Raw genomic sequence first — 25,246 nt, forward strand, 5'->3', positions numbered from 1 at the left:
GCACGGCGCCGCCGGTGAGTTCAGAACCGGGCGCAACCAGGCACGACAGCGAAAGACAGACGCACGGACCGCACATCGCACTTCGGCTCGTATCAGCACACTTCACGGGGGCACGAGGGAGGGGAGCCACCATGGCATCGGACCACATCCGCCGCTGGGAGTCGGGAGCACTCGCGCACGCCGTCACGGACCCCTTCGGCCAGGGTCCCGTTCCCTGGCTGCGCGGCAGCGAGACCTATTTCGACGACACCGGTCATGTCGTCCCCTGGTACGTGGACCCCAGCCGGCCACAGCCCACCGGCGAGAACCCCCGGGTCCCGGCACCGCGCACCGCCATCGGCGGCCCGCGCTCCGCGGACGACGTGCACCGCCAGATCAAGGGGTTCACCTCGACCGGCGCGGTCACCCCGGGCCAGGCCGTCGACTTCCACATCACCGTCGACCCGCCGCAGGAGTTCAGCGTCGACATCTACCGCATCGGCCACTACGGCGGCGACGGTGCGTCCAAGATCACCACCAGTCCCCGGCTGTCCGGCATCGTCCAGCCACCGCCGCTGGCCGCCGACCGCACGGTCTCCTGCCACCACTGGTGGCTGTCCTGGCGGCTGCAGGTCCCGTCGTACTGGAGCATCGGCGCGTACGTCGCCGTGCTCACCACGGCCGACGGCTACCGCTCCCACGTGCCCTTCACGATCCGCGACAACCACCCGGCCGACCTGCTGCTCCTGCTGCCGGACATCACCTGGCAGGCGTACAACCTCTATCCCGAGGACGGCCGCACCGGCGCCAGCCTCTACCACGCCTGGGACGAGCGCGGCCGGCTGCTCGGCGAGGCCGACGCGGCGACCACCGTCTCCTTCGACCGGCCGTACGCGGGCGCCGGCCTGCCGCTGCACGTCGGCCACGCCTACGACTTCATCCGCTGGGCCGAGCGCTACGGCTACGACCTCGCCTACGCCGACGCCCGCGACCTGCACGCCGGCCGCGTCGACCCCGCCCGCTACCGGGGCCTGGTCTTCCCGGGCCACGACGAGTACTGGTCGCCGCGGATGCGCCGCACGGTCGAGCTGGCCCGGGACAGCGGCACCAGCCTCGTCTTCCTCTCCGCCAACACCATGTACTGGCAGGTGGAGTTGGGCCCCTCCCCGTCCGGGGTCGCGGACCGCCTGCTGACCTGCCGAAAACGCAAGGGCCCGGGAAAGCCCGTGCTCTGGCGCGAGATCGACCGGCCCGAACAGCAGACGGTCGGCATCCAGTACGCGGGCCGGGTGCCCGAGCCGTCCCCCCTGATCGTGCGCAACGCGGGGCACTGGCTCTGGGAGGCCACCGGCGCGCACGAGGGCGACGAACTCCCGGGTCTGGTGGCCGGCGAGGCCGACCGCTACTTCCCGCGCACCGCGCTGCCCGAGCACGAGCAGCGCATCCTGCTCGCCCACTCCCCCTACACGGACAACGACGGCGCCCTGCGCCACCAGGAGACCTCCCTCTACCGCGCCCCCTCCGGCGCCCTGGTCTTCGCCGCCGGCACCTTCGCCTGGTCCCCGGCCCTGGACCGCCCCGGTCACGTCGACCCCCGCGTCCAGCGCGCCACCGCCAACCTCCTGGACCGCATCTGCAAGCACGACTGACGCGGGCGTGACCGCCCCGTACAGGTGTCCGCGCGGCCCCGCTGTCCGTGCGCAACCCGGCATACGGGAGAATCGAGGGCACCTGTACAGAACCACGGGGAGGAACCGTGTCCGGATTCGTCGAAAAGCCCGAGCCCGTGGAGGTGCCGGGTCTGGTGCATCTGCACACCGGCAAGGTGCGCGAGCTGTACCAGAACGCGGCCGGAGACCTCGTGATGGTCGCCAGCGACCGCCTGTCGGCGTACGACTGGGTGCTGCCGACCGAGATCCCCGACAAGGGCCGGGTGCTGACCCAGCTCTCCCTGTGGTGGTTCGACAAGCTCGCCGACCTGGTCCCCAACCACGTCATCAGCACCGAGCTGCCCGAGGGTGCCCCCGCCGACTGGGCCGGCCGCACCCTGATCTGCAAGTCCCTGAAGATGCTCCCGGTCGAGTGCGTGGCCCGCGGCTACCTCACCGGCTCGGGCCTCGCCGAGTACCAGGAGTCCCGCACGGTCTGCGGCCTCGCCCTCCCCGAGGGTCTGGTGGACGGCTCCGAGCTGCCCGGCCCGATCTTCACCCCGGCCACCAAGGCCGAGGTCGGCGAGCACGACGAGAACGTGTCGTACGAGGAGGTCGCCCGCCAGGTCGGCGCCGAGACCGCCGCCCAGCTGCGCCAGGCCACCCTCGCGGTGTACGGCAGGGCCCGGGACATCGCCAGGGACCGGGGGATCATCCTGGCCGACACGAAGTTCGAGTTCGGTTTCGAGAACGACACGCTGGTCCTCGCCGACGAGGTCCTCACCCCGGACTCGTCGCGCTTCTGGCCGGCCGGCGAATGGCAGCCGGGCCGCGCCCAGCCGTCGTTCGACAAGCAGTACGTGCGCGACTGGCTGACCTCGGCCGAGTCCGGCTGGGACCGCAGGAGCGAGCAGCCCCCGCCGCCGCTGCCGGAGCAGGTGGTCGAGGCGACCCGCGCGAAGTACATCGAGGCGTACGAGCGGCTGACGGGCCAGAGCTGGAACTGAGGCACGAGAAAGGCCCCCGGTATCGACCGGGGGCCTTCTTCGCTGAGCGGACGACGAGGCTCGAACTCGCGACCTCAACCTTGGCAAGGTTGCGCTCTACCAACTGAGCTACGTCCGCATGCGCCGTGGCGCGAGAGCAACTATACCCAACCTCGCTCCCGTGCGAGACGCACCGCCGCATGACGGTTCTCCGCACCGAGCTTGGTGACGGCCGAGGAGAGGTAGTTCCGCACGGTCCCCGGCGACAGCGCGGCCCGCTCGGCGATCTCCGCGACCGGCGCCCCGTCGGCCGCCAGCTCCAGCACCTCCGCCTCCCGCGCGGTCAGCGGCGAGTCCCCGGCGGAGATCGCGTCGGCGGCCAACTCCGGGTCGACGTACCGGTTTCCCGCGTGCACGGTGCGGATGATCTCGGCGAGCCGCTGCGCACTCACCGTCTTCGGGACGAACCCCCGCACTCCGGCGGCCAGCGCCCGCTTCAGATGACCGGGCCGCCCGTGCCCGGTGACGATCAGCACCTGGCAGCCGGGCAGTTCGGTGCGCAGCGATGTGGCGACCCTCACACCGTCGGCGCCCGGCATCTGCAGGTCCAGCACCGCCACGTCGGGCCGGTGGGCCTGCGCCATGGCCAGCGCCTCGGGGCCGCTCGCCGCCTCCGCGACGACGGCCAGATCGTCCTCAAGCCCGAGCAGCGCGGCCAGCGCACCCCGGATCAGATGCTCGTCGTCCGCGAGCAGCAGCCGGATCGGAGACGTCATGAAGTGACTCCAGTCACACTCGTATCGGTCGTCGTACGGCCGGACAGCGGCACCGAGGCGACCACCCGGAACCCGTCCGTCCCGACCGGCCCGGCCTCCAGCGTCCCGTCGACCACCGCGAGCCGCTCCCGCAGCCCGGCGAGCCCGGACCCACGGCCTTCGCCGGCCCGGCGGACCACCCCGTCGTTCTCCACCGTCAGCACCACACACCCCTCCCGCACCTGAAGCCCCACTGAGCATCGCCCCGCGTCCCCGTGCCGCAGCACGTTGGTGGTCGCCTCCCGCACCACCCACCCCAGCGCCGACTGGACCTCGGCGGGCAGCCCGCCGGTGTCGCCGGTCACCTCGCAGGCGATGCCCGCTGCCGTCAACACCCCTTGCGCGCCGGAGAGTTCGACCCCCAGGTCGGCGTCCCGGTAGCCCCGTACGACATCGCGGACCTCCCGCTGCGACTCCTGTGCGATCCGCTGCACCTCGATCATCTGCTCCACGGCCGCGGGCCGTTCGCGCCGGGCCAGCTGCACGGCCAGCTCGCTCTTGAGGGCGATGACGGCGAGGTTCCGGCCGAGCACGTCGTGCAGGTCGCGCCCGAACCGCAGCCGTTCCTCGGCGACGGCGAGCCGGGTGCGGGTCTCGCGGGCCTCGTCGAGTTCGTAGACCGCGTCCAGCAGCCAGACCGAGAAGATCGCGGTGAAGGCGAAGAACGCGCTGCCGAGGAACACCACGAGCGCGGTGATCAGCGCGGTCGGCGCGGGGTAGCCCAGCGGGAAGGAGACGGCGCCCGCCCCGCACGCGAAGCCCGCGACGAGCGACAGCACGCGCCTGCGGTCGCGCACCCCGAGCGTCATGGTCCCGGCGCCGAAGGCCTGCACCCCGGTGAAGACACTGCTTGCGGCGGCGTCCAGGTCCGGGCCGGAGCCGTGCCGGCCCAGGACGAGCGCGACGGCGGCGATGACGTAGGTCGCCGTGGCGAGCGCCCAGAGCAGCCGCACCGGCTGGCCGCGGCGGCCCCGCGTCCAGTCCAGCGCCCGGGACGCGGTCACCGCGCAGAGCAGCGCGTGCACGACGACCAGCGCCAGCAGCGGGCCCGCGACGCCGGCCCCCGCCTGTGCGAAGACCGGCAGCCCGATCGCCGCGACCTCGATCACCGCGAAGAAGTGGAAGGACCACCGCGTGTACGTCTCGACCTTGGCGGGCGTGGTCTTCCCCCGCCACCAGCCACCTGCTGCCCCGCTCATCCCGGTCCCGTCCCCGCCCTCAGCGCCGAGGTTCCCAGCGGAACCACCGCCGTACAGCAAACACCGCGACCACGGCCCAGGCCAGCGCGACGAGGACGGTGCCCAGGGCCTGGCCCGTGGTCAGCTCGCCGGTCCAGCCGGCCCGGACCAGCCGGACGGCCGGGGAGAGCGGGAGGAACTCGCCGACCTCGGCCACCCGGCCGGGCAGGGCGTCCGCGGGGACGGCGATGCCCGAGCCCAGCATGGAGACGAAGACCAGGGGCAGCGCGGTGACCTGGGCACTCTCGGTGGTCCGGGTGAAGGCCGAGGTCAGCGCGGCGAGCGCGGCACTGATCAGCAGGCCTGCCAGCAGGCCCAGCACGGTGAGGTACGGCGCCTCGGGCGCGCCCGCGTCGAGCAGCACCGCGCAGCCGACGGTCAGGACCAGGGCCTGGGCCAGGCCGAGGCAGACGGCGGGCAGGGCGGTGCCGGCCAGGATCTCCGCGTCGGCGAGCTCGCCGGTGCGCAGCCGCTTGAGGACGAGTTCCTCGCGGCGGGCCACGTAGGCGCTCACCAGGGAGGTGTACACGGCGAAGAGGAAGGAGAAGCCGATCGCGGCGGTCAGCATCAGGATGCCGGTGTTCAGCCCTTTCCCCGTGACGTCGAGCTTGTCGAACGTGGGCCGTACGGTGATCGGCAGGGAGAGCGGCACGAGCAGTGCGACGAGCACCGTGCCGCGGTTGCGGCCGAGGAGCAGCAGTTCGGCACGGGCGAGGGCGGCCAGTCGGTGACGGACCGCGACCGCGGTGCCCACTGCCCGGCGCCCGCCGAGAGCCGGCGCGTTCGGGGCGGTCATGCGGCCACCTCCTGCGCGATCCCCAGGAACGTCTCCTCCAGCGAGGCCGACCGCACCTCCAGCCGTTCCAGCGCGACCCCCGTCCGCTCGGCCCAGGTCAGCACCCCGGTGGCGGTCCGCTGCACCTCGCGCGTCCGCAGCCGTACGGCCCGGCCCTCGGCCTCGTGCCCGCACACGCCCAGTGCGGCGAGCGGCGGCAGGTCGCCGAGGAAGTACCCGGCGGGCAGTTCGAAGGAGATCCGCGCGGGCCGGTCCGCGGTCACCTCGGCCGGTGTGCCGGTGACGGCGATGCGCCCCTCGTGCAGGATCGCGAGCCGGTCGGCGAGGTCCTCGGCCTCCTCCAGGTAGTGGGTGGTGAGCAGGACGGCCGTCCCGTCGTCGCGCAGGGTGCGCACCAACTCCCAGGTGTCCCGGCGGCCTTCGGCGTCGAGTCCGGTCGTCGGCTCGTCGAGGAACAGCACCTCGGGCCGCCCGAGCAGCGCGAGTGCCAGGTCGAGGCGGCGCCGTTCGCCGCCGGAGAGCTGCTTGACCCGGACGTCCGCCCGGCCGCCGAGCCCGACCAGGCCAAGCGCCTCGGCCACGGGCCGGGCTCCCGTCGTACAGCCGGCCCACATCCGTACCGTCTCGCCGACGGTCAGCTCGGAGGGGAAGCCGCCCTCCTGGAGCATCACGCCGGTGCGCGGGCGTACGGCGGCCCGCTCCCGGTGCGGGTCGTGGCCCAGCACCCGTACCCGGCCGCCGTCCGGCGGCGCGAGTCCTTCGAGCAGTTCGACCGTCGATGTCTTTCCGGCGCCGTTGGTGCCGAGCAGCGCGAAGATCTCCCCGCGGTCCACGGAGAAGGTGATTCCGCGGACCGCCTGGAACCCGCCCCCGTAGACACGCCGGAGATCTGTGACCTCAATCACGTGTTCGTAGTCCATGACTCCAGCGTCCCGGCGGCCGGGTCCCGGAGGCAGTGCGCGGTGTCATCACTCGCCATGACAAATGTCAGTGGTCTGCGGGGGACCGGGGAGCACGAAAAAACCCCAGTCATATGACTGGGGTTTCCTCTATGAGCTGGAGCGGACGACGAGGCTCGAACTCGCGACCTCAACCTTGGCAAGGTTGCGCTCTACCAACTGAGCTACGTCCGCACTGCTCCCGACCGGCTCCCACCGATCGGTGCGAGCACCAGCCTACCTGATCCACAAGCTGCTCAGGACCGGCGGTGCAGAGCGGGTGACAGGAATTGCACACTGCGCCTTCCCCCTGGAAGGGGGATGTTCTGCTACTGAACTACACCCGCATGTACTCCGTGGGCTCCGGTTTTTCGACCGTGTCCCTCGGCGTGCTCCAGACATTAGCTGATCAGCAGGGGGGTAGCGCAAGTCGGCTGCCCCCAGGGGCGGCTGACGCACCCTGAGAGCAGCCGGCCGTCCCTGTCACTGGGCGGCGCTGAACGCCTCGTACACCTTCTTCGGGATGCGGCCGCGGGCCGGGACATCCATCTTGTTCGCCTGCGCCCAGGCACGGACGGCCGCCGGGTCGGGGGCGACCTCCGTCTGCTTGTACGCCTTGCCCGACTTCGACCGCTTGCGGCCGGCCACCACGTAGGGCTCCAGGGCCTTGCGCAGTTTCTTGGCGTTGGCTTGATTCAGATCGATCTCGTACGACTTGCCGTCGAGTCCGAAGGCGATCGTTTCCGCCGCTTCCGAGCCGTCGATGTCGTCAAAGAGAGTGACCACGACCTTCTGCGCCACGAATATTCGGTCCCTTCGTGTGGCACGTCTATACAGCTCATCGACAGCTCATCGGCGATGACCGCGACGGCGGAAGATGACGTGCCGAGTATCGGCTATTGCCAATTCATTTGTACAGTGCCTGGCAATACAAAGTGAAGCCCGACTAAATCCGTCCGCGTGTCCCCAGCGCAATAGATGTCGTGGACGAACCCGGGGAACTTTCCCAGAACTTTTCGTGAGGATCCGCGGCTGTCACCCGATCGTGATGCGGCTCACGTAGTTTCCTACAACTCTACCCGCGTAGAAATTTTGTGCGGGTAGTCTGAAGACACCGGTCGGAGACCACCGACGGGTATCACGGGTATCTGCTCAGCAGTCAGCACCACAACACCGGGAGTGCCAGTGGCACGCGTCGTAGTCGACGTCATGCTCAAGCCGGAGATCCTCGACCCCCAGGGCCAGGCGGTCCAGCGTGCGCTGCCGCGCCTGGGTTTCGAAGGCATCTCCGATGTACGTCAGGGAAAGCGATTCGAACTGGAAGTTGACGGGCCGGTCGACGAGGCCGCGCTCGCCCGCATCCATGATCTTGCGGAATCCTTCCTCGCCAACACCGTGATCGAGGACTTCACGGTTCACGTCGACGAAGTCGCGGAGGCGGCGAAGTGACCGCTCGTATTGGCGTCGTCACTTTCCCGGGAAGCCTCGACGACCGTGACACCCAGCGCGCGATCCGTCTCGCGGGCGCGGAACCGGTCGCTCTCTGGCACAAGGACAAGGACCTCCACCAGGTCGACGCGGTGGTCCTTCCGGGTGGTTTCTCCTACGGCGACTATCTGCGGGCCGGCGCGATCTCCCGCTTCTCGCCGGTGATGGAGACGGTCATCGAGCAGGCGAAGGCCGGCCTGCCGGTCCTCGGTATCTGCAACGGCTTCCAGATCCTCACCGAGGCCCACCTGCTCCCCGGCGCGATGCTCGGCAACAACCACCTCCACTTCATCTGCCGCGACCAGAAGCTGCGGGTGGAGAACGCGGACACCGCCTGGACGGCCGACTACCGCGCGGGCCAGGAGATCCACATCCCGCTGAAGAACATGGACGGCCGGTACGTCGCCGACGAGTACACGCTCGACAAGCTGGAGGCCGAGGGCCGGGTCGTCTTCCGGTACCTGGACTTCAACCCCAACGGCTCGCTGCGCGACATCGCCGGCATCACCAACGAGGCCGGGAACGTCGTCGGCCTCATGCCGCACCCCGAGCACGCCGTCGAGCCGCTGATCGGCACCGGCCGCACCGACGGCCTCCCCTTCTTCACCTCGATCCTCAAGAAGCTGGTCAACGCATGAGCCGGACGCCTCTGGACACGGTCGAGCACGCGGCCGCGACCCCCGACGTCGACCTGCCCTGGGCCGAACTCGGCCTGAAGAAGGACGAGTACGAGCGGGTGGTGGAGATCCTCGGCCGCCGCCCGACCGGCGCCGAACTCGCCATGTACTCGGTCATGTGGTCCGAGCACTGCTCGTACAAGTCCTCCAAGGTCCACCTCCGCCAGTTCGGCGAGAAGGCGCCCCAGTCGGACGCCCTGCTCGTCGGCATCGGCGAGAACGCGGGCGTGGTCGACGTCGGCCAGGGCTACGCGGTCACCTTCAAGGTCGAGTCGCACAACCACCCGTCGTACGTGGAGCCCTACCAGGGTGCCGCGACCGGTGTCGGCGGCATCGTCCGCGACATCATCGCCATGGGCGCCCGCCCGGTGGCCGTGGTCGACCCGCTGCGCTTCGGCGCCGCCGACCACCCCGACACCAAGCGCGTGCTGCCGGGTGTCGTCGCCGGCATCGGCGGCTACGGCAACTGCCTGGGCCTGCCCAACATCGGCGGCGAGGTCGTCTTCGACGCCTGCTACCAGGGCAACCCGCTGGTCAACGCCGGTGCCATCGGCGTCATGCGGCACGAGGACATCCACCTCGCCAAGGCCTCCGGCGCCGGCAACCAGGTCATCCTGTACGGCGCCCGGACCGGCGGCGACGGCATCGGCGGCGCCTCGATCCTCGCCTCCGAGACCTTCGACGACGCGAAGCCCTCCAAGCGCCCCGCGGTCCAGGTCGGCGACCCCTTCCAGGAGAAGCTGCTCATCGAGTGCACCCTGGAGGCGTTCCGGGAGAAGCTCGTCGTCGGCATCCAGGACCTCGGCGCGGCCGGCCTGTCCTGCGCCACCTCCGAGCTGGCCTCGAACGGCTCCGGCGGCATGACCGTCACCCTGGACGACGTGCCGCTGCGCGACTCGACCCTCTCGCCCGAGGAAATCCTCATGAGCGAGTCGCAGGAACGCATGTGCGCGGTCGTGGAGCCGGCCAAGGTCGCCCGCTTCCTGGAGATCTGCGAGAAGTGGGACGTCATCGCCACCGTCATCGGCGAGGTGACGGACGGCGACCGCCTGGAGATCTTCTGGCACGGCGAGAAGATCGTCGACGTCGACCCGCGCACGGTCGCCCACGACGGCCCGGTCTACGAGCGGCCCTACGCCCGCCCGTCCTGGCAGGACGCCCTCCAGGCGGACGACGCGAACAAGCTCGCGCGCCCGGCCGACAGCGCGGAGCTGCGCGCACAGGTCCTCCAGCTGGTGGGCTCCCCCAACCAGGCCTCCAAGAAGTGGATCACCTCGCAGTACGACCACTTCGTGCAGGGCAACACGGTGCTGGCCCAGCCCGAGGACTCCGGCATGATCCGCGTCGACGAGGCGACCGGCCTCGGCGTCGCCATCGCCACCGACGGCAACGGCCGCTACGCCAAGCTCGACCCCTACACCGGCGCCCAGCTGGCCCTGGCCGAGGCCTACCGCAACGTGGCGACGACCGGCGCCAAGCCCCTCGCCGTCTCCGACTGCCTGAACTTCGGCTCGCCCGAGGACCCGGCGGTGATGTGGCAGTTCGCCGAGGCGGTCCGCGGCCTCGCCGACGGCTGCCTGCAGCTGGGCACCCCGGTGACCGGCGGCAACGTCTCGCTCTACAACCAGACGGGCGAGGCGGCCATCCACCCGACCCCGGTGGTCGCCGTCCTCGGCGTGATCGACGACGTGGCTCGCCGCACGCCGGTCGCCTTCCAGGAGGAGGGCCACCTGCTCTACCTCCTCGGCGACACGCGTGAGGAGTTCGGCGGCTCGGCCTGGTCCCAGGTCGTCCACGACCACCTGGGCGGCCTGCCCCCGAAGGTGGACCTGGAGCGCGAGCGCCTCCTCGCCGAGATCCTGATCTCCGCCTCCCGCGACGGCATGATCGACTCGGCGCACGACCTGTCCGACGGCGGTCTGATCCAGGCGGTCGTGGAGTCCGCGCTCCTCGGCGACAAGGGCGCGCGCCTCGTCGTCCCGGACGGCCTCGACGCCTTCACCTTCCTCCTCTCCGAGTCGGCCGGCCGCGCACTCGTGGCCGTCCCGCGCTCCGAGGAGGTCCGCTTCAACGACATGTGCGGCGCCCGGGGCCTCCCGGCGACCCGCATCGGCGTCGTGGACGGCGACTCGGTGGACATCCAGGGCGAGTTCACCCTCTCCCTGACCGAACTGCGCGAGGCGCACGAGGGCACGATCGAGGCACTGCTGGCGTAGCCGGCGGCCGTACGACGACGAAGGCCCCGCCCGGATGCTCTTCCAGGCGGGGCCCTCTCGGCTCAACGGACGTAGTTCTTGAGGATCTCCGTGTCGAGTTCGATGCCCATCGGTTCGGGGAGAGCCACCTTCTCGCCGAACTTCGAGGTCTGGACGGTGCGGTACCCGCCGATCTGCCGGTCCGGGCCGCCGTGCACCGTGACCGTGCAGGAGTCCCGGTCGATCAGGAGATACAGCGGGATTCCGGCCTGACCGTATGCAGTCGGCTTCTCGTGCCGGTCCCGTCGGTCGGTGTCCGAGTCGTACGAGGTGACCTCGACGACCATGAGCGCACCGTCCGGATCGGCCCACTCGCCGTGTCCCGCGAAGTGGGCCTCGGGCGCGAGCACCGCGTCCGGCCTCACCCTGCCCTCCCGATGCGCCTCCACCCTGAGCCCTCGGCCGTAGTACAGATCCAGGTCCGGCCTGGCCCGCATACAGCGCCGGGCCAGCCACGCCACGACGGTGCTGCGACCCCCGTCCGCCGCCTTCTTGACTCCGATCCGCCCGCCGATGAACTCCAACGTGACGGTCTCCGGGGCGGTGGAGGCGATCGTTTCGAACTCCAACACCGACATCTGAGACGTGCGCTCGGCCATGACCGTCGTGTTGCACCCCCTTCCAGGCGAAGACCAGTGTCGTCAGGTCGAGGCGGTGTGGGGCGGGTTCGGCTGGTGATCACACCCACGGGTGATCATCCCGGCTGCCGCAGCCGGGCCCGGACCGTGGTGCGGTCGATGTCGAGTTCGGTGAGGAGTGCCGCCACCGGATCCGGGTGCTCGCAGTCGAGCAGGGCCAGGAGCAGGTGTTCCGGGGTGATGCGGCGGCTGCGGGCTTTCTTCGTCTCGGCGAGGGCGCGGGGGAGGACGGCGCGGGCGCCCGAGGTGAAGGGGGTGCGTTTGCGGGACGCGGGGATCGGGGCCCGCTCGATGCCCCGGACGTCGATGCCGACGACGGCCAGCGCGGACCGGTCGAGGGTGTCGAGGGCGGTGCGGGCGGCTTCCAGGTCGGTGCCGAGGGCGTCGGCCGCGCCGGGGTCGTGAAGCACTCCCAGCAGGAGGTGCTCGGTGCCGATGCGGCGGTCGCCGCGCAGGGTGGTCTCTTCGAGCGCCGACGTGACGGTCGCCCGGGCCTCCGCCGCGAACTGTTCGAACATGGTCGTCTCACTTCCCGTACTTGGCGTGGACGGACTGACGGGACACCCCGAGGGCATCCCCGATCTGCTCCCAGGACCAGCCCTGTTCGCGGGCGCGGACGACCGCCGCCGCCTCGACCTGCTCGGCCAGTCGGTGCAGGGCACCCACGGCCCGCAGCCCCACCGCGGGGTCGTGCGACCTGAGGCGCTCCGAGAGCTCTTGTGTCTCCATGTCTGTCAGTCTGGATTGACGGATAGGGGTTGTCAACCCAGCCTGACAGTTACGGCCCTCGCCTGTCGGACCGAGGCAATACGCTCACCGCCATGCCTCCCGCCAAGAAGCGCCCCAGGACGTACGACCCCGCCAAGACCCGTACGGCCGTTCTCGCCCAGCTCTCGAACGTGCGGGACGCCGTCCGCACCCTCACCCCCGAGCAGCTCGCGCTCCCCACCCGGCTGGCGGCTTGGACCGTACGGGACCTCGTCGCGCACATCGGGATGGCGGTCACCGCCGTCCACCGGGCCCTGGACCAGCCCGAGCCGGCGAAGGCGGACGCGGTGCTGCTCGACTGGCCGTTCGGGACCTCCGGCAACGCCGCCGCCATCGACGGCTTCACCCGGCGCCTCGCCGCCGACCACCCCGACCTCGACGCCTACCTCGCCGACGTCGACGGCGGACTCCGCGCCCTGCTCGACGCGCACCCCGGCACCCGGCTGCTCGCCACCAGCGCCGGCGCGCTCTCCCTCGACGACTACCTCGTCACCCGGGCCGTCGAGCTGGTCGTCCACACCGACGACCTCGGCGCGGCGGTCCCGGGACTCGACATCCCCCACGACCGGCAGGCCCTCGCCGCCTGTACCCGGCTGCTCGCCGACGCGCTCGCGGTCAAGGCGCCCGGCGGCTCGACCGAGGTGCGGGTGCCGCCGTACGCCGTGGTGCAGTGCGTCGAAGGGCCCCGGCACACCCGGGGCACCCCGCCGAACGTCGTCGAGACCGACCCGCTGACCTGGATCCGGCTGGCCACCGGGCGGCTGGCGTGGCAGGAGGCCGTGGCGGACGCCAGGGTCAGCGCCAGCGGCGAGCGGGCCGACCTCGGGGCGTACCTGCCCGTCATGGGCTGAGGGAACCGGGTACCCGGTGCGCGCCGTCGAAAGGGTATGTACGGGTACGGGTTGAAACAGCGCACACGCCGTACGACCCTGACGACGGCGGTGGCCGCCGCCCTGCTGCTTCTGCTCGCGGTGGCCTGTGGCGGCGCGAGAGGCGGAACCGTGGGAACTGGGCCGGACGTGACCGGGATCGACTGGACCGTCGACAGCGTGACCGCCGACGGCACCACCCACCGCGCCCCGGCGCACGCCCACATGAGGATCGAGGACGGCCGCGCGGCCGGCGGCCTCGGGTGCAACCAGTTCAGCGGCACGGCGGAGATCACCGGCGACCAGCTCCGGCTGAGCCGCCTCCGCACGACGCGGATGGCCTGCGACAGCGCGCGGATGACCTTCGAGCGCGCCCTCTCCCGCACCCTCACCTCCGGACCGCTGACCATGGCGGGAGAGGGCGGGACACTCACCCTCACCGCGAGCGGCGGCGACCGGGTCCAGCTGTCCAGGACGTGACCGCAACCCGGGTGCGGCCCCTCGCGACCCCCCGAATGATGTGCGACACCTCACTCAGGGATACGGTACGAGGGGGTTGCGCGGGCACCGGTCCGCCCCAACCGGTGCCGTCTGGAGAAACCTCCCACCGCGCTGACCTGCAAAAATGGAGAAAGCCACAACGGCGCCCGCGGGCGTAGATCCATTACGGCCGTGTATCCCCAATTCGGACCAGTGGTCGATCTCGCCTACACTCGGTGGCGTGCCACGTGGTGACGGTCTCCTCAATCACGATCTGCTCCCCGGTGAGAAGGGCCCCCAGGACGCTTGCGGCGTCTTCGGTGTCTGGGCTCCCGGTGAAGAGGTCGCCAAGCTCACGTACTTCGGGCTGTACGCCCTCCAGCATCGGGGCCAGGAGTCCGCGGGTATCGCGGTCAGCAACGGCTCCCAGATCCTCGTCTTCAAGGACATGGGGCTCGTCTCCCAGGTCTTCGACGAGACCTCCCTCGGTTCGCTCCAGGGTCATATCGCGGTCGGTCACGCCCGCTACTCGACCACCGGTGCCTCCGTGTGGGAGAACGCCCAGCCGACGTTCCGCGCCACCGCGCACGGTTCGATCGCGCTCGGCCACAACGGCAACCTCGTCAACACGGCGCAGCTCGCCGAGATGGTCGCCGAACTCCCCAAAGACCACAACGGCCGGTCCACCCGGGTCGCGGCCACCAACGACACCGACCTGCTCACCGCCCTCCTCGCGGCCCAGACCGACGAGGACGGCAAGCCGCTGACCATCGAGGAGGCCGCGCACGCGGTCCTGCCGAAGGTCCGGGGCGCCTTCTCCCTCGTCTTCATGGACGAGCACACCCTCTACGCCGCCCGTGACCCGCAGGGGATCCGTCCTCTCGTCCTCGGCCGTCTTGAGCGCGGCTGGGTCGTCGCCTCCGAGTCCGCCGCGCTCGACATCTGCGGCGCCAGCTTCGTCCGCGAGATCGAGCCGGGCGAGTTCGTCGCCATCGACGAGAACGGCCTGCGCACCTCACGATTCGCGGACGCGAAGCCCAAGGGCTGTGTCTTCGAGTACGTGTACCTGGCCCGCCCCGACACCGACATCGCCGGGCGGAACGTCTACCTCTCCCGCGTGGAGATGGGCCGCAAGCTGGCCAAGGAAGCCCCGGTCGACGCCGACCTGGTGATAGCGACCCCGGAATCCGGCACCCCGGCGGCCGTCGGCTACGCGGAGGCCTCCGGCATCCCCTTCGGCAACGGTCTGGTCAAGAACGCCTACGTCGGCCGGACCTTCATCCAGCCCTCGCAGACCATCCGGCAGCTGGGCATCCGCCTGAAGCTGAACCCGCTGAAGGAAGTCATCAAGGGCAAGCGCCTGGTCGTCGTCGACGACTCGATCGTCCGCGGCAACACCCAGCGGGCCCTGGTGCGGATGCTGCGGGAGGCCGGTGCGGCCGAGGTCCACATCCGGATCTCCTCGCCGCCGGTCAAGTGGCCGTGCTTCTTCGGCATCGACTTCGCCACCCGCGCCGAGCTCATCGCCAACGGCATGACCATCGAGGAGATCGGCACCTCGCTCGGCGCCGACTCCCTGGCGTACATCTCCATCGACGGCATGATCGAGGCGACCACCATCGCCAAGCCGAACCTGTGCCGCGCCTGCTTCGACGGCGAGTACCCGATGGAGCTCCCGGACCCCGAGCTGCTCGGCAAGCAGCTCCTGGAGACCGAGCTGGCGGCCGGTCCGGCAGCCACGGCCGCGGCCGACGCGATCCGTCGCCCGTAAGCCCCGTCATCAACCCGAAAGATCCCAGGCAATGTCTGAGAGCCCTGTTTCCGGTGCTTCCTACGCGGCTGCCGGCGTCGACATCGAAGCGGGCGACCGCGCCGTAGAGCTGATGAAGGAGTGGGTGAAGAAGACGCAGCGCCCCGAGGTCCTCGGTGGCCTCGGCGGCTTCGCCGGCCTCTTCGACGCCTCCGCCCTCAAGAACTACGAGCGCCCGCTGCTGGCCTCCGCCACGGACGGCGTGGGCACCAAGGTGGACATCGCCCGGCAGCTGGGCGTCTACGACACCATCGGGCACGACCTGGTCGCCATGGTCATGGACGACATCGTGGTGTGCGGCGCGGAGCCGCTGTTCATGACCGACTACATCTGCGTCGGCAAGGTCCACCCCGAGCGGGTCGCCGCCATCGTCAAGGGCATCGCCGAGGGCTGTGTGCTGGCCGGCTGCGCCCTGGTGGGCGGCGAGACGGCCGAGCACCCGGGCCTGCTCGGCGCGGACGACTTCGACGTCGCCGGCGCCGGTACGGGCGTCGTGGAGGCCGACCGGCTGCTCGGCGCGGATCGTATCCGTACGGGTGACGCGGTGATCGCCATGGCGTCCTCCGGGCTTCACTCGAACGGGTACTCCCTGGTCCGGCACGTGCTGCTGAACCAGGCCGGCCTCGCCCTCGACGCGCACATCGAGGACCTCGGCCGGACCCTCGGCGAGGAACTCCTGGAGCCGACCAAGATCTACTCGCTGGACTGCCTGGCCCTGATGCGCACCGCGGAGGTGCACGCCTTCAGCCACGTCACCGGCGGCGGACTGGCCGCGAACCTGGCCCGGGTGATCCCGGACCACCTGCACGCGATCGTCGACCGCGCCACCTGGACCCCCGGTCCGGTCTTCGACCTGGTCGGCCGCACCGGCGGCGTCGAGCGGCTCGAACTGGAGAAGACGCTCAACATGGGCGTCGGCATGATCGCGATCGTCCCGCAGGAATCGGCGGACGTGGCACTGACCGCACTGGCCGACCGCGGGGTCGACGCCTGGGTCGCAGGCGAGATCACCGACCGCGGCGAGCACGCCACGGGTGCGGAACTGGTGGGCGACTACGCGCCGAACTAGCCTCTCCGGCGTTCGAGGAGCGGGGTCCGGGGCGGAGCCCCGTGAGGCCAGCACAAAACCCGGTCCGGCGATGGAACCCCGGACCGGGCAAGTGAAGCGGCTCAGCAGCCGCCGGCGTCAAGCACCGCGACGATGCTGGGAGTGCGGACCGGACTGGTCGTCCTCGTCCTCGTCCTCATCGTCGTCGTTGTAGAGATCCGCGTACTGGGCGTACGGGTCGTCATCCTCGTCGTCGTCCTCGAACGGCTCGCCATTCGGCGGCTGGCTCGAAGTCGATGCGCCCAGCTCGCTGGCCAGACGTGACAGGTCAGTCCCACCGCTGTTGTACTTCAGCTGGCGGGCGACCTTCGTCTGCTTGGCCTTGGCCCGGCCGCGCCCCATGGCTCGACCCCCTCGGTGACGGGGCTCGACGGCCCCAGAGTCTGACACGCGTTCATGATCCGGAACGGGCTCTCCTCGGAGAGACCGGTCCGTAGGGCTTCCACGGTACCTGAGCCCGCGCCCATACGGTACGTCGCCCGCACCACGCGCCTGGCTGCACGACCCGCGAGGTGCCCCGTCCCCGCTGGTCAACCACGATTTTAACCACTTCCTGGCGGACGACCCGCCGACGAACGTGAGAGTTCTCTCCAAGTGCCCGCCGGCAGGTACCGGAAATCCGTCCGGAAACCCGGTGTTCGGTCAGTGGCCGCCCGCCGTTACCGCTTCGTGCATCCGCTGTTCGGCGATCCGGTCGGCCGCCGCGGCCGGCGGAATCCCGTCTTCCTTCGCACGTGCGAAGATGGCCAGCGTGGTGTCGAAGATCTTCGCCGCCTTCGCCCTGCACCGCTCGAAGTCGAACCCGTGCAGTTCGTCGGCGACCTGGATGACCCCGCCGGCGTTCACCACGTAGTCCGGCGCGTAGAGGATCCCGCGGTCGGCGAGGTCCTTCTCGACGCCCGGGTGGGCGAGCTGGTTGTTGGCCGCGCCGCACACCACCTGGGCGGTCAGCACCGGCACGGACGCGTCGTTCAGGGCGCCGCCGAGCGCGCAGGGGGCGTAGATGTCGAGGCCCTCGATCCGGATCAGGGCGTCGGTGTCGGCGGCCACTCCCACGGCCGGGTGCTGGTCGGCGATGCCCCGGACGGCTTCCTGCCGTACGTCGGTGATCACGACCTCGGCGCCCTCCTCCAGGAGGTGCTCCACGAGGTGGCGGCCGACCTTGCCGACGCCCGCGATGCCGACGGTACGGCCGCGCAGCGAGGGGTCGCCCCACAGGTGCTGGGCGCTGGCCCGCATGCCCCGGTAGACGCCGTACGCGGTGAGCACGGAGGAGTCGCCGGCGCCGCCGTTCTCGGGGGAGCGGCCGGTGGTCCAGCGGCACTCGCGGGCCACCACGTCCATGTCGGCGACGTAGGTGCCGACGTCGCAGGCGGTGACGTACCGGCCGCCGAGCGAGGCCACGAACCGCCCGTAGGCGAGCAGCAGCTCCTCGGTCTTGTCGCGGTCCGGGTCCCCGATGATCACGGCCTTGCCGCCGCCGTGGTCGAGCCCGGCCATGGCGTTCTTGTACGACATCCCGCGCGCGAGGTTGAGGGCGTCGGCGACGGCCTCCTCCTCGTTGGCGTACGGGTAGAAGCGGGTGCCGCCGAGGGCGGGGCCCAGCGCGGTGGAGTGGATGGCGATGACGGCCTTGAGGCCGCTCTTGCGGTCCTGACAGAGCACGACCTGCTCGTGACCGCCCTGGTCCGAGTGGAACAGGGTGTGCAGGACGCCGGTGGAAACGTCGGTCACTGTGGTGACTCCCGGTTGTGTCGCGTGTGTCGCGGCGGGTGGAAGCGGGGGCTCCCGTAAGGGTGGCGGGGGCCGTGGCATGAGCGTAGAGCCATTGCCCGTACCCCATCCGCGCAGTGTTCAGGATCACTCTCCCGTGCCGTCTGTGCACGTATGGGCGTGGGACGATTTGCTGTGGTTTCCGCGGCCGGCCCCGGCCGGCTCCGTCATGGCTCCGCCGTGGGTTCCGCTGGTTTCGAGCCCGGTCCGATGGGGAGGGAGCAGGCGTGCCCAAGGTGTCCTCGGTGGTCGTCCCCTACGCGACGTACCTGCGTGTGTACGAGCCGCTGGCAGCCTTCCCGGACCGGGAGCGCGACCACTGGACGCGCTACGCCCGCCGTCCGGAGCGCCCCTCGTACCAGGACGAACTCCGGCGCTCCCTGGCCGACTTGCTGCCCACCCCGCCGGTCGCGGTGCCGGTGCAGGAGAGCGCCGACGCGTTCGTCCTTGAGGTGGACGGCGTCGTCTGCGTCTGCCCGTGGCGGACCCGGCTGCGCGGCTGGCAGGCCCTGCAGGAGCTCTCCGACGAACTGCCGGCGCCGGTCCTGGACGCCATGCTGCCGCCGGTCGTGCGGCGGCAGGCCACGATGGACTACGAGCGCTGGCTGGTCCGCAACCCCGACTGCCGGCCCTGGATCCGCACCGCGACCTGGCAGGTGCCGCTGAACTGGTTCGTGCTGGTCTCCGACGAGGAGCGCCGGTACGAGAAGGGCACCGCGGAGATCCCGCCGATGCTGCGCTACCGCACGCCCATGGTGCAGGCCCGCCGCCGGGTGGCGCGGGCGCTGCGCACGCTCAAGGACACCGTGGAGGAAGGGCCGCTGATCGACGGCCTGGTGGACGTCGGCCGCTGGCTGGAGGAGTTCCACCCGCGCTCGGTGGTCGAGCTGGACTACGGCGGTCTCGTGCACACCCTGCCGGCCGGGGACCTGGAGGGCGACCATTCGGCGGCCGACGTGGCGGCCGGGATCGAGGCGCTGCGCCAGGGCGACGGGGCCGCGGCCGGGGAGGCGTACGGGCGGCTGGTGGAGCGCTGGCGGACGGTACGGGACCGCCGTTCGGCGAACTGAGTGCCGGTCTGAGCACGGATGCCCGGTGATCCGTACTGAGTGACGGGGTGTCCGATGCGGTTTACAGCCGGATGACACCTGCGTGACGTGTGTGCGGTGAGTGATGTACGTCACGGCCCAGAAGCCATGAAACAACGTACGTTGACGGCACTTCAGTGAACGCACTGGACGTTGGATCCCGATCCGGGCTTTTGCGTCAAGGGTGATGGATAGCACTTACACGGCTCTTGCGCCTCTTGCCACTCCTCGTGCCAAAATAGGACAAGGAGTCCGGGGAGGGCTCCATCCGTCCAAGTGTGGTGCACTGTGGGCGGATTCTCAGCATTACGTGCTTTGGGGGGTCTGGTGACTCCTGATCGTCCTGTGACTGATCGTCACAGTGGCGTGACTGTCCGCTATGGCATGGTCCATCGGCTTCCGCGGCTGATGCCTACCTGGGAGGGCAATTCCATCGGTTTGGCCGACGCGGCTGGACAGATGGTGTAGTTGTAGTGCCGAGGACAAGCCGTTCGTCCTATAACCGACTCGACTCGCGTCCGCCATTTCGGGCAACGCGGGTCAAGGTGCAGAATTTAGAGGAAAGAACCGAGAAGGTTCGGTTCTCCCGAGGAGGCCGCTCATGACCGCTCGCACCCCTGATGCCGAGCCGCTGCTGACCCCGGCTGAGGTCGCCACGATGTTCCGCGTCGACCCCAAGACGGTCACGCGGTGGGCGAAGGCCGGCAAGCTCACGTCGATCCGCACGCTCGGCGGACACCGCCGCTACCGCGAGGCTGAGGTGCGCGCCCTGCTGGCGGGCATTCCGCAGCAGCGCAGCGAAGCCTGATCCAACTGAATAGCGGGCAAACCGACCGGTCCCCCAACTGGCCGAGGTGCCCCGAACCCTAGCTACAAGCGACGCGGGACCTGCCCCAACAGGGCCCACGCCCAGGCCGACAAGAACTTCTCAGGCAAGCGACACAGGGTGCGTCGTAGATCGCGCTGGACTCCGCCGGGTCCAGCGCGATCTTTTTTGTGCGTCCGTGGGCTCCCGTGGGGGCTTCGCCCACCGTAACCAGCGCCTCTGTGAGCAGCCTTGTCGGAGTCTGGGGATCACTGTCGGATCCGCTGTGCGGGCGTCCGGAGGGGGGCCGGGGCGGGTCCGGGACGGGTCCACAGGGTGGTGCAATTGCACATATTAAATTGACCAGTTGTAGGAAGGGGGTAAGTACCGCCGTTTCGGAAACTCATGCGGTGACACCCGTCACATACCGCACGGGTTGTTTGTACCGCCCCGGGTGCGCTAGAGGAGTCTCCCGCCCCACCGGCCCTTGGGGGAAGGGTGGTTGGGCCCGGCGCCGGCCGCGTGCCGTCATGCGCCGACGGGGTCCTGGTCCTCCGTGGCGTCCTCGGCGGGCTCCGCGGTGTGCGGGGCGGAGTCCATGGCCAGCCGCCGCAGCCGATGGCAGACCGCGCAGTGACGGGTCAGATGCCGGTACGACGAGGCGGCCGCCAGATGGGCCCTCAGTAACGCCCGCGTCTCGTGCCGCACCGAAGCCCCCATACGCCACCTCCAGAGGAGGGCCGGGGAGAACCGGGCCCTCCCTCCTGGGTAGCCAGCGAATGTGACGCCGTCAAGGGCACCGGCCCTTTCCCGCGGGCCACCCGGACATGCGAAAGGCCCGCTTCCCTCGAAAGGGAAGCGGGCCTCAGCAACGTGCGGTCCTGACGGGATTTGAACCCGCGGCCTCCACCTTGACAGGGTGGCGAGCACTCCAAACTGCTCCACAGGACCAGGTTTCGCGGCACTTTGTCTTGCGTTGTGCTGCGAGAAGGACTGTACAGGAGGGGGCGGGTCCTGGTCGAACTCACTTAGCGTGCCCGGTCGGTTACGGAACCGCCGCGTCGATCGCCTTCACGATCCGCTTGTCGGAGATCGGGTACGCCGTGCCCAGCGCGTGCGCGAAGTAGCTGACCCGCAGCTCCTCCAGCATCCAGCGGATGTCCAGGACCTGCTGCGGCACCGGCCGGCCCTTCGGGAGCTGCTCCAGGAGCCAGGCGTACTCGTCCTGCATCTCGTGGACCTTCTCCATGCGGGTGGTGTCCCGCTGGACGTTCGTCGGCATCTGCTGCAGGCGGCGGTCGGCGGCGACCAGGTAGCGCATGAGGTCGGGGAGGCGTCGTATACCGGCCCAGGTCACGAAGCCCGGCTTCACGAGGGCGTCCAGCTGCTTGCGGACGTCGGTCAGGTTCGCAAGCAGCGCGGGGCTCCGGACGGCCTTCAGACGGCGCTCACAGGCCTGCCAGGCGGCCAGCACCTGCTGCACCTGCCCCACCGTCCGGACCGTCGTGTCGACGATCTCGGCGCGCACCTTGTCGTACAGCTTCCGGTACGACTCCTCGTCCCACACCGGCCCCCCGAAGTCGGCGATCAGCTTGTCCGCCGCTGCCATCGCGCAGTCGTCGAACAGGGCCTGGATCGTGCCGTGCGGGTTCGCCGACAGCGCGAGCTTCTGGGCGTTCGTCAGCTTCTCCGACGCGAACTTCGCCGGGTTCACCGGGATGTTGCGCAGGATGAGCCGCCGCGTGCCCTTCCACATCGCCTCGGTCTGCTCCTCCTCGGTGTCGAAGAGACGGACCGAGACCGTGTCGCCGTCGTCGACGAGGGCCGGGTAGGCCTTCACCGGCTGGCCCGCCCGACGCGTCTCGAAGACGCGCGTCAGCGTGCCGATCGTCCAGTCGGTGAGGCCCTTGCGTTCCAGGGACTCGCCGCCCTGGCGCTCCGCGGTGGCCGCCGCGGCCTGGGAGAGGGCCTGGCGCGCCTTCGGCTTCAGCCGGAGCTTCAGCGCCTCCAGGTCCTTGTCCTCGGCCAGCTTCCGGCGCCGCTCGTCGACGATCCGGAACGTGATCTTGAGGTGGTCGGGGACCCTCGCCCAGTCGAAGTCCTCGGCCTCGAAGGGGACGCCGACCATCCGCTTGAGTTCGCGGGTCATCGTCGTGGTCAGCGGCTCCTGCAAGGGGACCGCGGTGTCCAGGAAGCGCTTCGCGAAGTTCGGTGCCGGCACGTAGTTGCGGCGGATCGGCTTCGGGAGGGTCCGGATCAGCTCCGTGACCACCTCTTCCCTGAGGCCCGGGATCTGCCAGTCGAAGCCCTCGTCGGTCACCTGGTTGAGGACCTGGAGCGGGATGTGGACGGTCACGCCGTCCGCGTCCGCGCCCGGCTCGAACTGGTACGTCACCCGGAACTTCAGCTGCCCCTGCCGCCAGGAGTCCGGGTAGTCGGCCTTGGTGACCGCCTCCGCCGACTCCCGGATCAGCATCTCCCGCTCGAAGTCCAGGAACTCCGGCTGCTCGTGCCGCTTGTGCTTCCACCAGGAGTCGAAGTGGGCGCCGGAGACGACGTGCTCGGGCACCCGCTGGTCGTAGAAGTCGAAGAGCGTGTCGTCGTCGACGACGATGTCCCGGCGCCGCGCCCGGTGCTCCAGCTCCTCGACCTCGCTCAGCAGCCTGCGGTTGTCGGCGAAGAACTTGTGGTGGGTCCGCCAGTCGCCCTCGACCAGCGCGTTGCGAATGAAAAGCTCGCGGCTGGCCTCCGGGTCGATCCGGCCGTAGTTCACCTTCCGGTCGGCGACGATCGGTACGCCGTACAGCGTGACCTTCTCGAGCGCCATCACGGCCGCCTGGTCCTTCTCCCAGTGCGGCTCGCTGTACGTCCGCTTCAGGAGGTGCTCGGCGAGGGGTTCCACCCACTCCGGCTCGATCTTCGCGTTGACCCGGGCCCAGAGGCGGGAGGTCTCGACGAGTTCGGCGGACATCACGAACCGGGGCGCCTTCTTGAAGAGCGCCGAACCGGGGAAGATCGCGAACTTGGCGCTGCGGGCACCCAGGTACTCGTTCTTCGCGCCGTCCTTCACGTCCTTCATGCCGATGTGCGACAGCAGACCGGCCAGGAGCGAGACGTGCACGCGGTCGCCGGGGGCGTCCTCCTCGTTGAGGTGGATGCCCATCTGCTTGGCTACCGTGCGCAGCTGCGTGTAGATGTCCTGCCACTCGCGGATGCGCAGGAAGTTCAGGTACTCCTGCTTGCACATCCGCCGGAAGGAACTGGAGCCGCGCTCCTTCTGCTGCTCCCTGACGTACTTCCACAGGTTGAGGAAGGCGAGGAAGTCGCTGGTCTCGTCGCGGAAGCGGGCGTGCTGCTGGTCGGCCTGGGTCTGCTTCTCGGCCGGGCGTTCGCGCGGGTCCTGGATGGAGAGCGCGGCGGCGATGACCATGACCTCGCGGACACAGCCGTTCTTGTCGGCCTCCAGGACCATGCGGGCGAGCCGCGGGTCGACCGGCAGCTGGGCGAGCTTGCGGCCGCTCTCGGTGAGCCGTTTGCGGGCGTCCTTCTCGTCCGGGTTCAGGGCGCCCAGCTCCTGGAGCAGCTGTACGCCGTCGCGGATGTTGCGGTGGTCCGGCGGGTCGATGAAGGGGAACTTCTCGATGTCGCCGAGCCCGGCCGCGGTCATCTGCAGGATGACGGAGGCGAGGTTCGTACGGAGGATCTCCGCGTCCGTGAACTCCGGCCGGGAGACGAAGTCGTCCTCGCTGTACAGCCGGATGCAGATGCCGTCGGAGGTACGGCCGCAGCGGCCCTTGCGCTGGTTCGCGCTGGCCTGGCTGACCGCCTCGATGGGCAGCCGCTGCACCTTGGTGCGGTGGCTGTAGCGGGAGATCCGGGCGAAGCCGGGGTCGATGACGTACTTGATGCCCGGGACGGTGAGCGAGGTCTCGGCGACGTTGGTCGCCAGAACGATCCTGCGACCGGTGTGCGGCTGGAAGACCCGGTGCTGCTCGGCGTGCGAGAGCCGGGCGTAGAGGGGCAGGACCTCGGTGAACCGGTAGTTCTTCCTGGTGAGCGCGTCGGCGGTGTCCCGGATCTCCCGCTCCCCGGAGAGGAAGACGAGGATGTCCCCCTGGCCCTCGCCCTGCAGCTCCTCCACGGCGTCGCAGATCGCGGTGATCTGGTCCCGGTCGGCGTCCTCGCCGTCCTCTTCGAGGAGCGGCCGGTAACGCACCTCGACCGGGTACGTCCGGCCGCTGACCTCGACGATCGGGGCGTCGCCGAAGTGCCGGGAGAACCGCTCGGGGTCGATGGTCGCGGAGGTGATGACGACCTTGAGGTCGGGGCGGCGCGGCAGCAGCTGGGCGAGGTAGCCCAGCAGGAAGTCGATGTTGAGGGACCGCTCGTGGGCCTCGTCGATGATGATCGTGTCGTAGGCGCGCAGCTCGCGGTCGGTCTGGATCTCGGCGAGCAGGATGCCGTCCGTCATCAGCTTGACGAAGGTGGCGTCGGGGTTCACCTGGTCGGTGAAGCGGACCTTCCAGCCGACGGCCTCCCCGAGGGGCGTCCGCAGCTCCTCCGCCACCCGCTCGGCGACGGTACGGGCGGCGATCCGGCGGGGCTGGGTGTGCCCGATCATGCCGCGCACGCCGCGGCCGAGCTCCAGGCAGATCTTGGGGATCTGGGTGGTCTTGCCGGAGCCGGTCTCACCGGCCACGATCACGACCTGGTGGTCGCGTATCGCCTCGGCGATCTCGTCCTTCTTCTGGCTGACGGGCAGCTGCTCGGGGTACGAGACGGCGGGCACGACGGCGCGCCGGCCGGCCATCCGTTCCTCGGCCCTGGCCACCTCGGCCTCGATCTCGGCGAGGACGGCGGCCCGGGCCTCCGGTTTACGGATCTTGCGCGCGCCTTCCAGCCTGCGCCCGAGCCGGTGCGCGTCGCGCAGGGACAGCTCGGTCAGGCGAGGGGCGAGGGGGCCGAGGGCGGGGGCGGGATGCGTAGACATACGCGGTCCAGGATCTCACCTCGGGCAAATTCATGGCGAACGCTTTTGCCTCCGGCGGTTTGGCCGGGTTGTGAGGGGTGCGGGTCGTGGTTCGCC

General features: G+C 70.2%; 23 protein-coding genes and 4 tRNA genes. 11 read left to right on the forward strand and 16 right to left on the reverse strand.

Annotation, left to right across the window (positions count from 1 at the left end; translation table 11 throughout):
- Positions 1-131: 131 nt before the first annotated feature.
- Together ACFZB3_RS45350 and ACFZB3_RS45355 are read left to right on the forward strand one after the other, a co-directional pair.
- A complete protein-coding gene (locus ACFZB3_RS45350) occupies positions 132-1,628 on the forward strand; it encodes a N,N-dimethylformamidase beta subunit family domain-containing protein (protein ID WP_391388747.1) in 1,497 nt (498 codons plus the stop codon).
- A gap of 107 nt (positions 1,629-1,735) precedes the next feature.
- Complete coding sequence (locus ACFZB3_RS45355; protein ID WP_391388750.1) at positions 1,736-2,635, forward strand: phosphoribosylaminoimidazolesuccinocarboxamide synthase; 900 nt, start codon at positions 1,736-1,738, stop codon at positions 2,633-2,635.
- 45 nt (positions 2,636-2,680) lie between these two features.
- Here the strand turns inward: ACFZB3_RS45355 and ACFZB3_RS45360 are convergent.
- The 8 genes from ACFZB3_RS45360 to ACFZB3_RS45395 all read right to left on the reverse strand — a co-directional run bounded on the left by ACFZB3_RS45360 (position 2,681) and on the right by ACFZB3_RS45395 (position 7,202).
- Positions 2,681-2,753: transfer RNA gene (locus ACFZB3_RS45360), tRNA-Gly, on the reverse strand.
- Positions 2,754-2,775: 22 nt separating this feature from the next.
- Positions 2,776-3,390 (reverse strand): response regulator, encoded by a 615-nt coding sequence (locus ACFZB3_RS45365; protein ID WP_391388753.1) that lies wholly within the window; start codon positions 3,388-3,390, stop codon positions 2,776-2,778.
- Complete coding sequence (locus tag ACFZB3_RS45370) at positions 3,387-4,628, reverse strand: histidine kinase (RefSeq protein WP_391388756.1); 1,242 nt, start codon at positions 4,626-4,628, stop codon at positions 3,387-3,389. Before ACFZB3_RS45370 ends, ACFZB3_RS45365 begins: the two co-directional genes overlap by 4 nt.
- 19 nt (positions 4,629-4,647) lie before the next feature.
- Positions 4,648-5,463 (reverse strand): ABC transporter permease, encoded by an 816-nt coding sequence (locus tag ACFZB3_RS45375; protein WP_391388759.1) that lies wholly within the window; start codon positions 5,461-5,463, stop codon positions 4,648-4,650.
- A complete protein-coding gene (locus ACFZB3_RS45380; RefSeq protein WP_391388762.1) occupies positions 5,460-6,383 on the reverse strand; it encodes an ATP-binding cassette domain-containing protein in 924 nt (307 codons plus the stop codon). The genes ACFZB3_RS45375 and ACFZB3_RS45380 overlap by 4 nt, the downstream gene beginning before the upstream one ends.
- 137 nt (positions 6,384-6,520) lie before the next feature.
- Positions 6,521-6,596, reverse strand: a tRNA-Gly gene (locus ACFZB3_RS45385).
- Positions 6,597-6,676: 80 nt separating this feature from the next.
- Positions 6,677-6,748: transfer RNA gene (locus ACFZB3_RS45390), tRNA-Gly, on the reverse strand.
- A 136-nt stretch (positions 6,749-6,884) separates the two neighbouring features.
- Positions 6,885-7,202: an Lsr2 family protein gene (locus tag ACFZB3_RS45395; protein WP_189262718.1), complete on the reverse strand. Its 318-nt coding sequence runs from the start codon at positions 7,200-7,202 to the stop codon at positions 6,885-6,887.
- A 384-nt stretch (positions 7,203-7,586) separates the two neighbouring features.
- On the opposite strand from ACFZB3_RS45395, the gene purS reads away from it, so the two are divergent.
- The 3 genes from purS to purL are packed head-to-tail and all read left to right on the forward strand — an operon-like array spanning position 7,587 to position 10,782.
- Positions 7,587-7,850: a phosphoribosylformylglycinamidine synthase subunit PurS gene (gene purS / locus ACFZB3_RS45400; protein WP_351706465.1), complete on the forward strand. Its 264-nt coding sequence runs from the start codon at positions 7,587-7,589 to the stop codon at positions 7,848-7,850.
- Positions 7,847-8,527 (forward strand): phosphoribosylformylglycinamidine synthase subunit PurQ, encoded by a 681-nt coding sequence (gene purQ / locus ACFZB3_RS45405; RefSeq protein WP_391388767.1) that lies wholly within the window; start codon positions 7,847-7,849, stop codon positions 8,525-8,527. The genes purS and purQ overlap by 4 nt, the downstream gene beginning before the upstream one ends.
- Positions 8,524-10,782, forward strand: coding sequence for a phosphoribosylformylglycinamidine synthase subunit PurL (gene purL, locus ACFZB3_RS45410; RefSeq protein ID WP_391388770.1), 2,259 nt, complete (start codon positions 8,524-8,526; stop codon positions 10,780-10,782). The genes purQ and purL overlap by 4 nt, the downstream gene beginning before the upstream one ends.
- Positions 10,783-10,844: 62 nt before the next feature.
- On the opposite strand, the gene ACFZB3_RS45415 is transcribed toward purL, so the two are convergent.
- From ACFZB3_RS45415 to ACFZB3_RS45425, 3 genes are all read right to left on the reverse strand, one after another.
- On the reverse strand, positions 10,845-11,399 hold the full coding sequence (locus ACFZB3_RS45415) for a Uma2 family endonuclease (protein ID WP_391388913.1): 555 nt from the start codon (positions 11,397-11,399) through the stop codon (positions 10,845-10,847).
- Positions 11,400-11,515: 116 nt separating this feature from the next.
- Positions 11,516-11,977, reverse strand: coding sequence for a Clp protease N-terminal domain-containing protein (locus tag ACFZB3_RS45420; protein ID WP_391388775.1), 462 nt, complete (start codon positions 11,975-11,977; stop codon positions 11,516-11,518).
- 7 nt (positions 11,978-11,984) lie between these two features.
- Positions 11,985-12,188: a helix-turn-helix domain-containing protein gene (locus ACFZB3_RS45425; RefSeq protein WP_093501116.1), complete on the reverse strand. Its 204-nt coding sequence runs from the start codon at positions 12,186-12,188 to the stop codon at positions 11,985-11,987.
- Positions 12,189-12,280: 92 nt separating this feature from the next.
- Between ACFZB3_RS45425 and ACFZB3_RS45430 the strand changes: the two genes are divergently transcribed.
- The 4 genes from ACFZB3_RS45430 to purM all read left to right on the forward strand — a co-directional run bounded on the left by ACFZB3_RS45430 (position 12,281) and on the right by purM (position 16,455).
- A complete protein-coding gene (locus ACFZB3_RS45430) occupies positions 12,281-13,078 on the forward strand; it encodes a sterol carrier family protein (protein WP_391388779.1) in 798 nt (265 codons plus the stop codon).
- A gap of 51 nt (positions 13,079-13,129) precedes the next feature.
- Positions 13,130-13,576 (forward strand): META domain-containing protein, encoded by a 447-nt coding sequence (locus ACFZB3_RS45435; protein WP_391388783.1) that lies wholly within the window; start codon positions 13,130-13,132, stop codon positions 13,574-13,576.
- Between the two features lie 241 nt (positions 13,577-13,817).
- Positions 13,818-15,347, forward strand: a complete 1,530-nt coding sequence (gene purF, locus ACFZB3_RS45440; protein ID WP_391388785.1) for an amidophosphoribosyltransferase — start codon at positions 13,818-13,820, stop codon at positions 15,345-15,347.
- A 31-nt stretch (positions 15,348-15,378) separates the two neighbouring features.
- Entirely contained in the window at positions 15,379-16,455 is a 1,077-nt protein-coding gene (gene purM / locus ACFZB3_RS45445) for a phosphoribosylformylglycinamidine cyclo-ligase (RefSeq protein WP_391388788.1), read from the forward strand.
- A gap of 117 nt (positions 16,456-16,572) precedes the next feature.
- Here purM and ACFZB3_RS45450 read toward each other — a convergent pair whose 3' ends face one another.
- Both ACFZB3_RS45450 and ACFZB3_RS45455 read right to left on the reverse strand, forming a co-directional pair.
- Positions 16,573-16,836: a DUF3073 domain-containing protein gene (locus ACFZB3_RS45450; RefSeq protein WP_046733692.1), complete on the reverse strand. Its 264-nt coding sequence runs from the start codon at positions 16,834-16,836 to the stop codon at positions 16,573-16,575.
- Positions 16,837-17,136: 300 nt separating this feature from the next.
- A complete protein-coding gene (locus tag ACFZB3_RS45455; RefSeq protein WP_391388791.1) occupies positions 17,137-18,228 on the reverse strand; it encodes a Glu/Leu/Phe/Val dehydrogenase dimerization domain-containing protein in 1,092 nt (363 codons plus the stop codon).
- A gap of 266 nt (positions 18,229-18,494) precedes the next feature.
- On the opposite strand from ACFZB3_RS45455, the gene ACFZB3_RS45460 reads away from it, so the two are divergent.
- Together ACFZB3_RS45460 and bldC are read left to right on the forward strand one after the other, a co-directional pair.
- Complete coding sequence (locus tag ACFZB3_RS45460) at positions 18,495-19,337, forward strand: hypothetical protein (protein ID WP_391388794.1); 843 nt, start codon at positions 18,495-18,497, stop codon at positions 19,335-19,337.
- A gap of 619 nt (positions 19,338-19,956) precedes the next feature.
- The gene (gene bldC, locus ACFZB3_RS45465) at positions 19,957-20,163 is read left to right on the forward strand and encodes a developmental transcriptional regulator BldC (RefSeq protein ID WP_003949541.1); all 207 of its coding nucleotides are present in this window, start codon (positions 19,957-19,959) and stop codon (positions 20,161-20,163) included.
- Positions 20,164-20,688: 525 nt separating this feature from the next.
- Here bldC and ACFZB3_RS45470 read toward each other — a convergent pair.
- From ACFZB3_RS45470 to hrpA, 3 genes are all read right to left on the reverse strand, one after another.
- On the reverse strand, positions 20,689-20,880 hold the full coding sequence (locus ACFZB3_RS45470) for a DUF6274 family protein (RefSeq protein ID WP_391388797.1): 192 nt from the start codon (positions 20,878-20,880) through the stop codon (positions 20,689-20,691).
- Between the two features lie 156 nt (positions 20,881-21,036).
- A tRNA-Asp gene (locus ACFZB3_RS45475) sits at positions 21,037-21,111 on the reverse strand.
- A 94-nt stretch (positions 21,112-21,205) separates the two neighbouring features.
- The gene (hrpA, locus tag ACFZB3_RS45480) at positions 21,206-25,150 is read right to left on the reverse strand and encodes an ATP-dependent RNA helicase HrpA (RefSeq protein WP_391388800.1); all 3,945 of its coding nucleotides are present in this window, start codon (positions 25,148-25,150) and stop codon (positions 21,206-21,208) included.
- Positions 25,151-25,246: the final 96 nt, after the last annotated feature.

This window comes from Streptomyces sp. NPDC008092 (assembly GCF_042957285.1).
GTDB lineage: Bacteria > Actinomycetota > Actinomycetes > Streptomycetales > Streptomycetaceae > Streptomyces.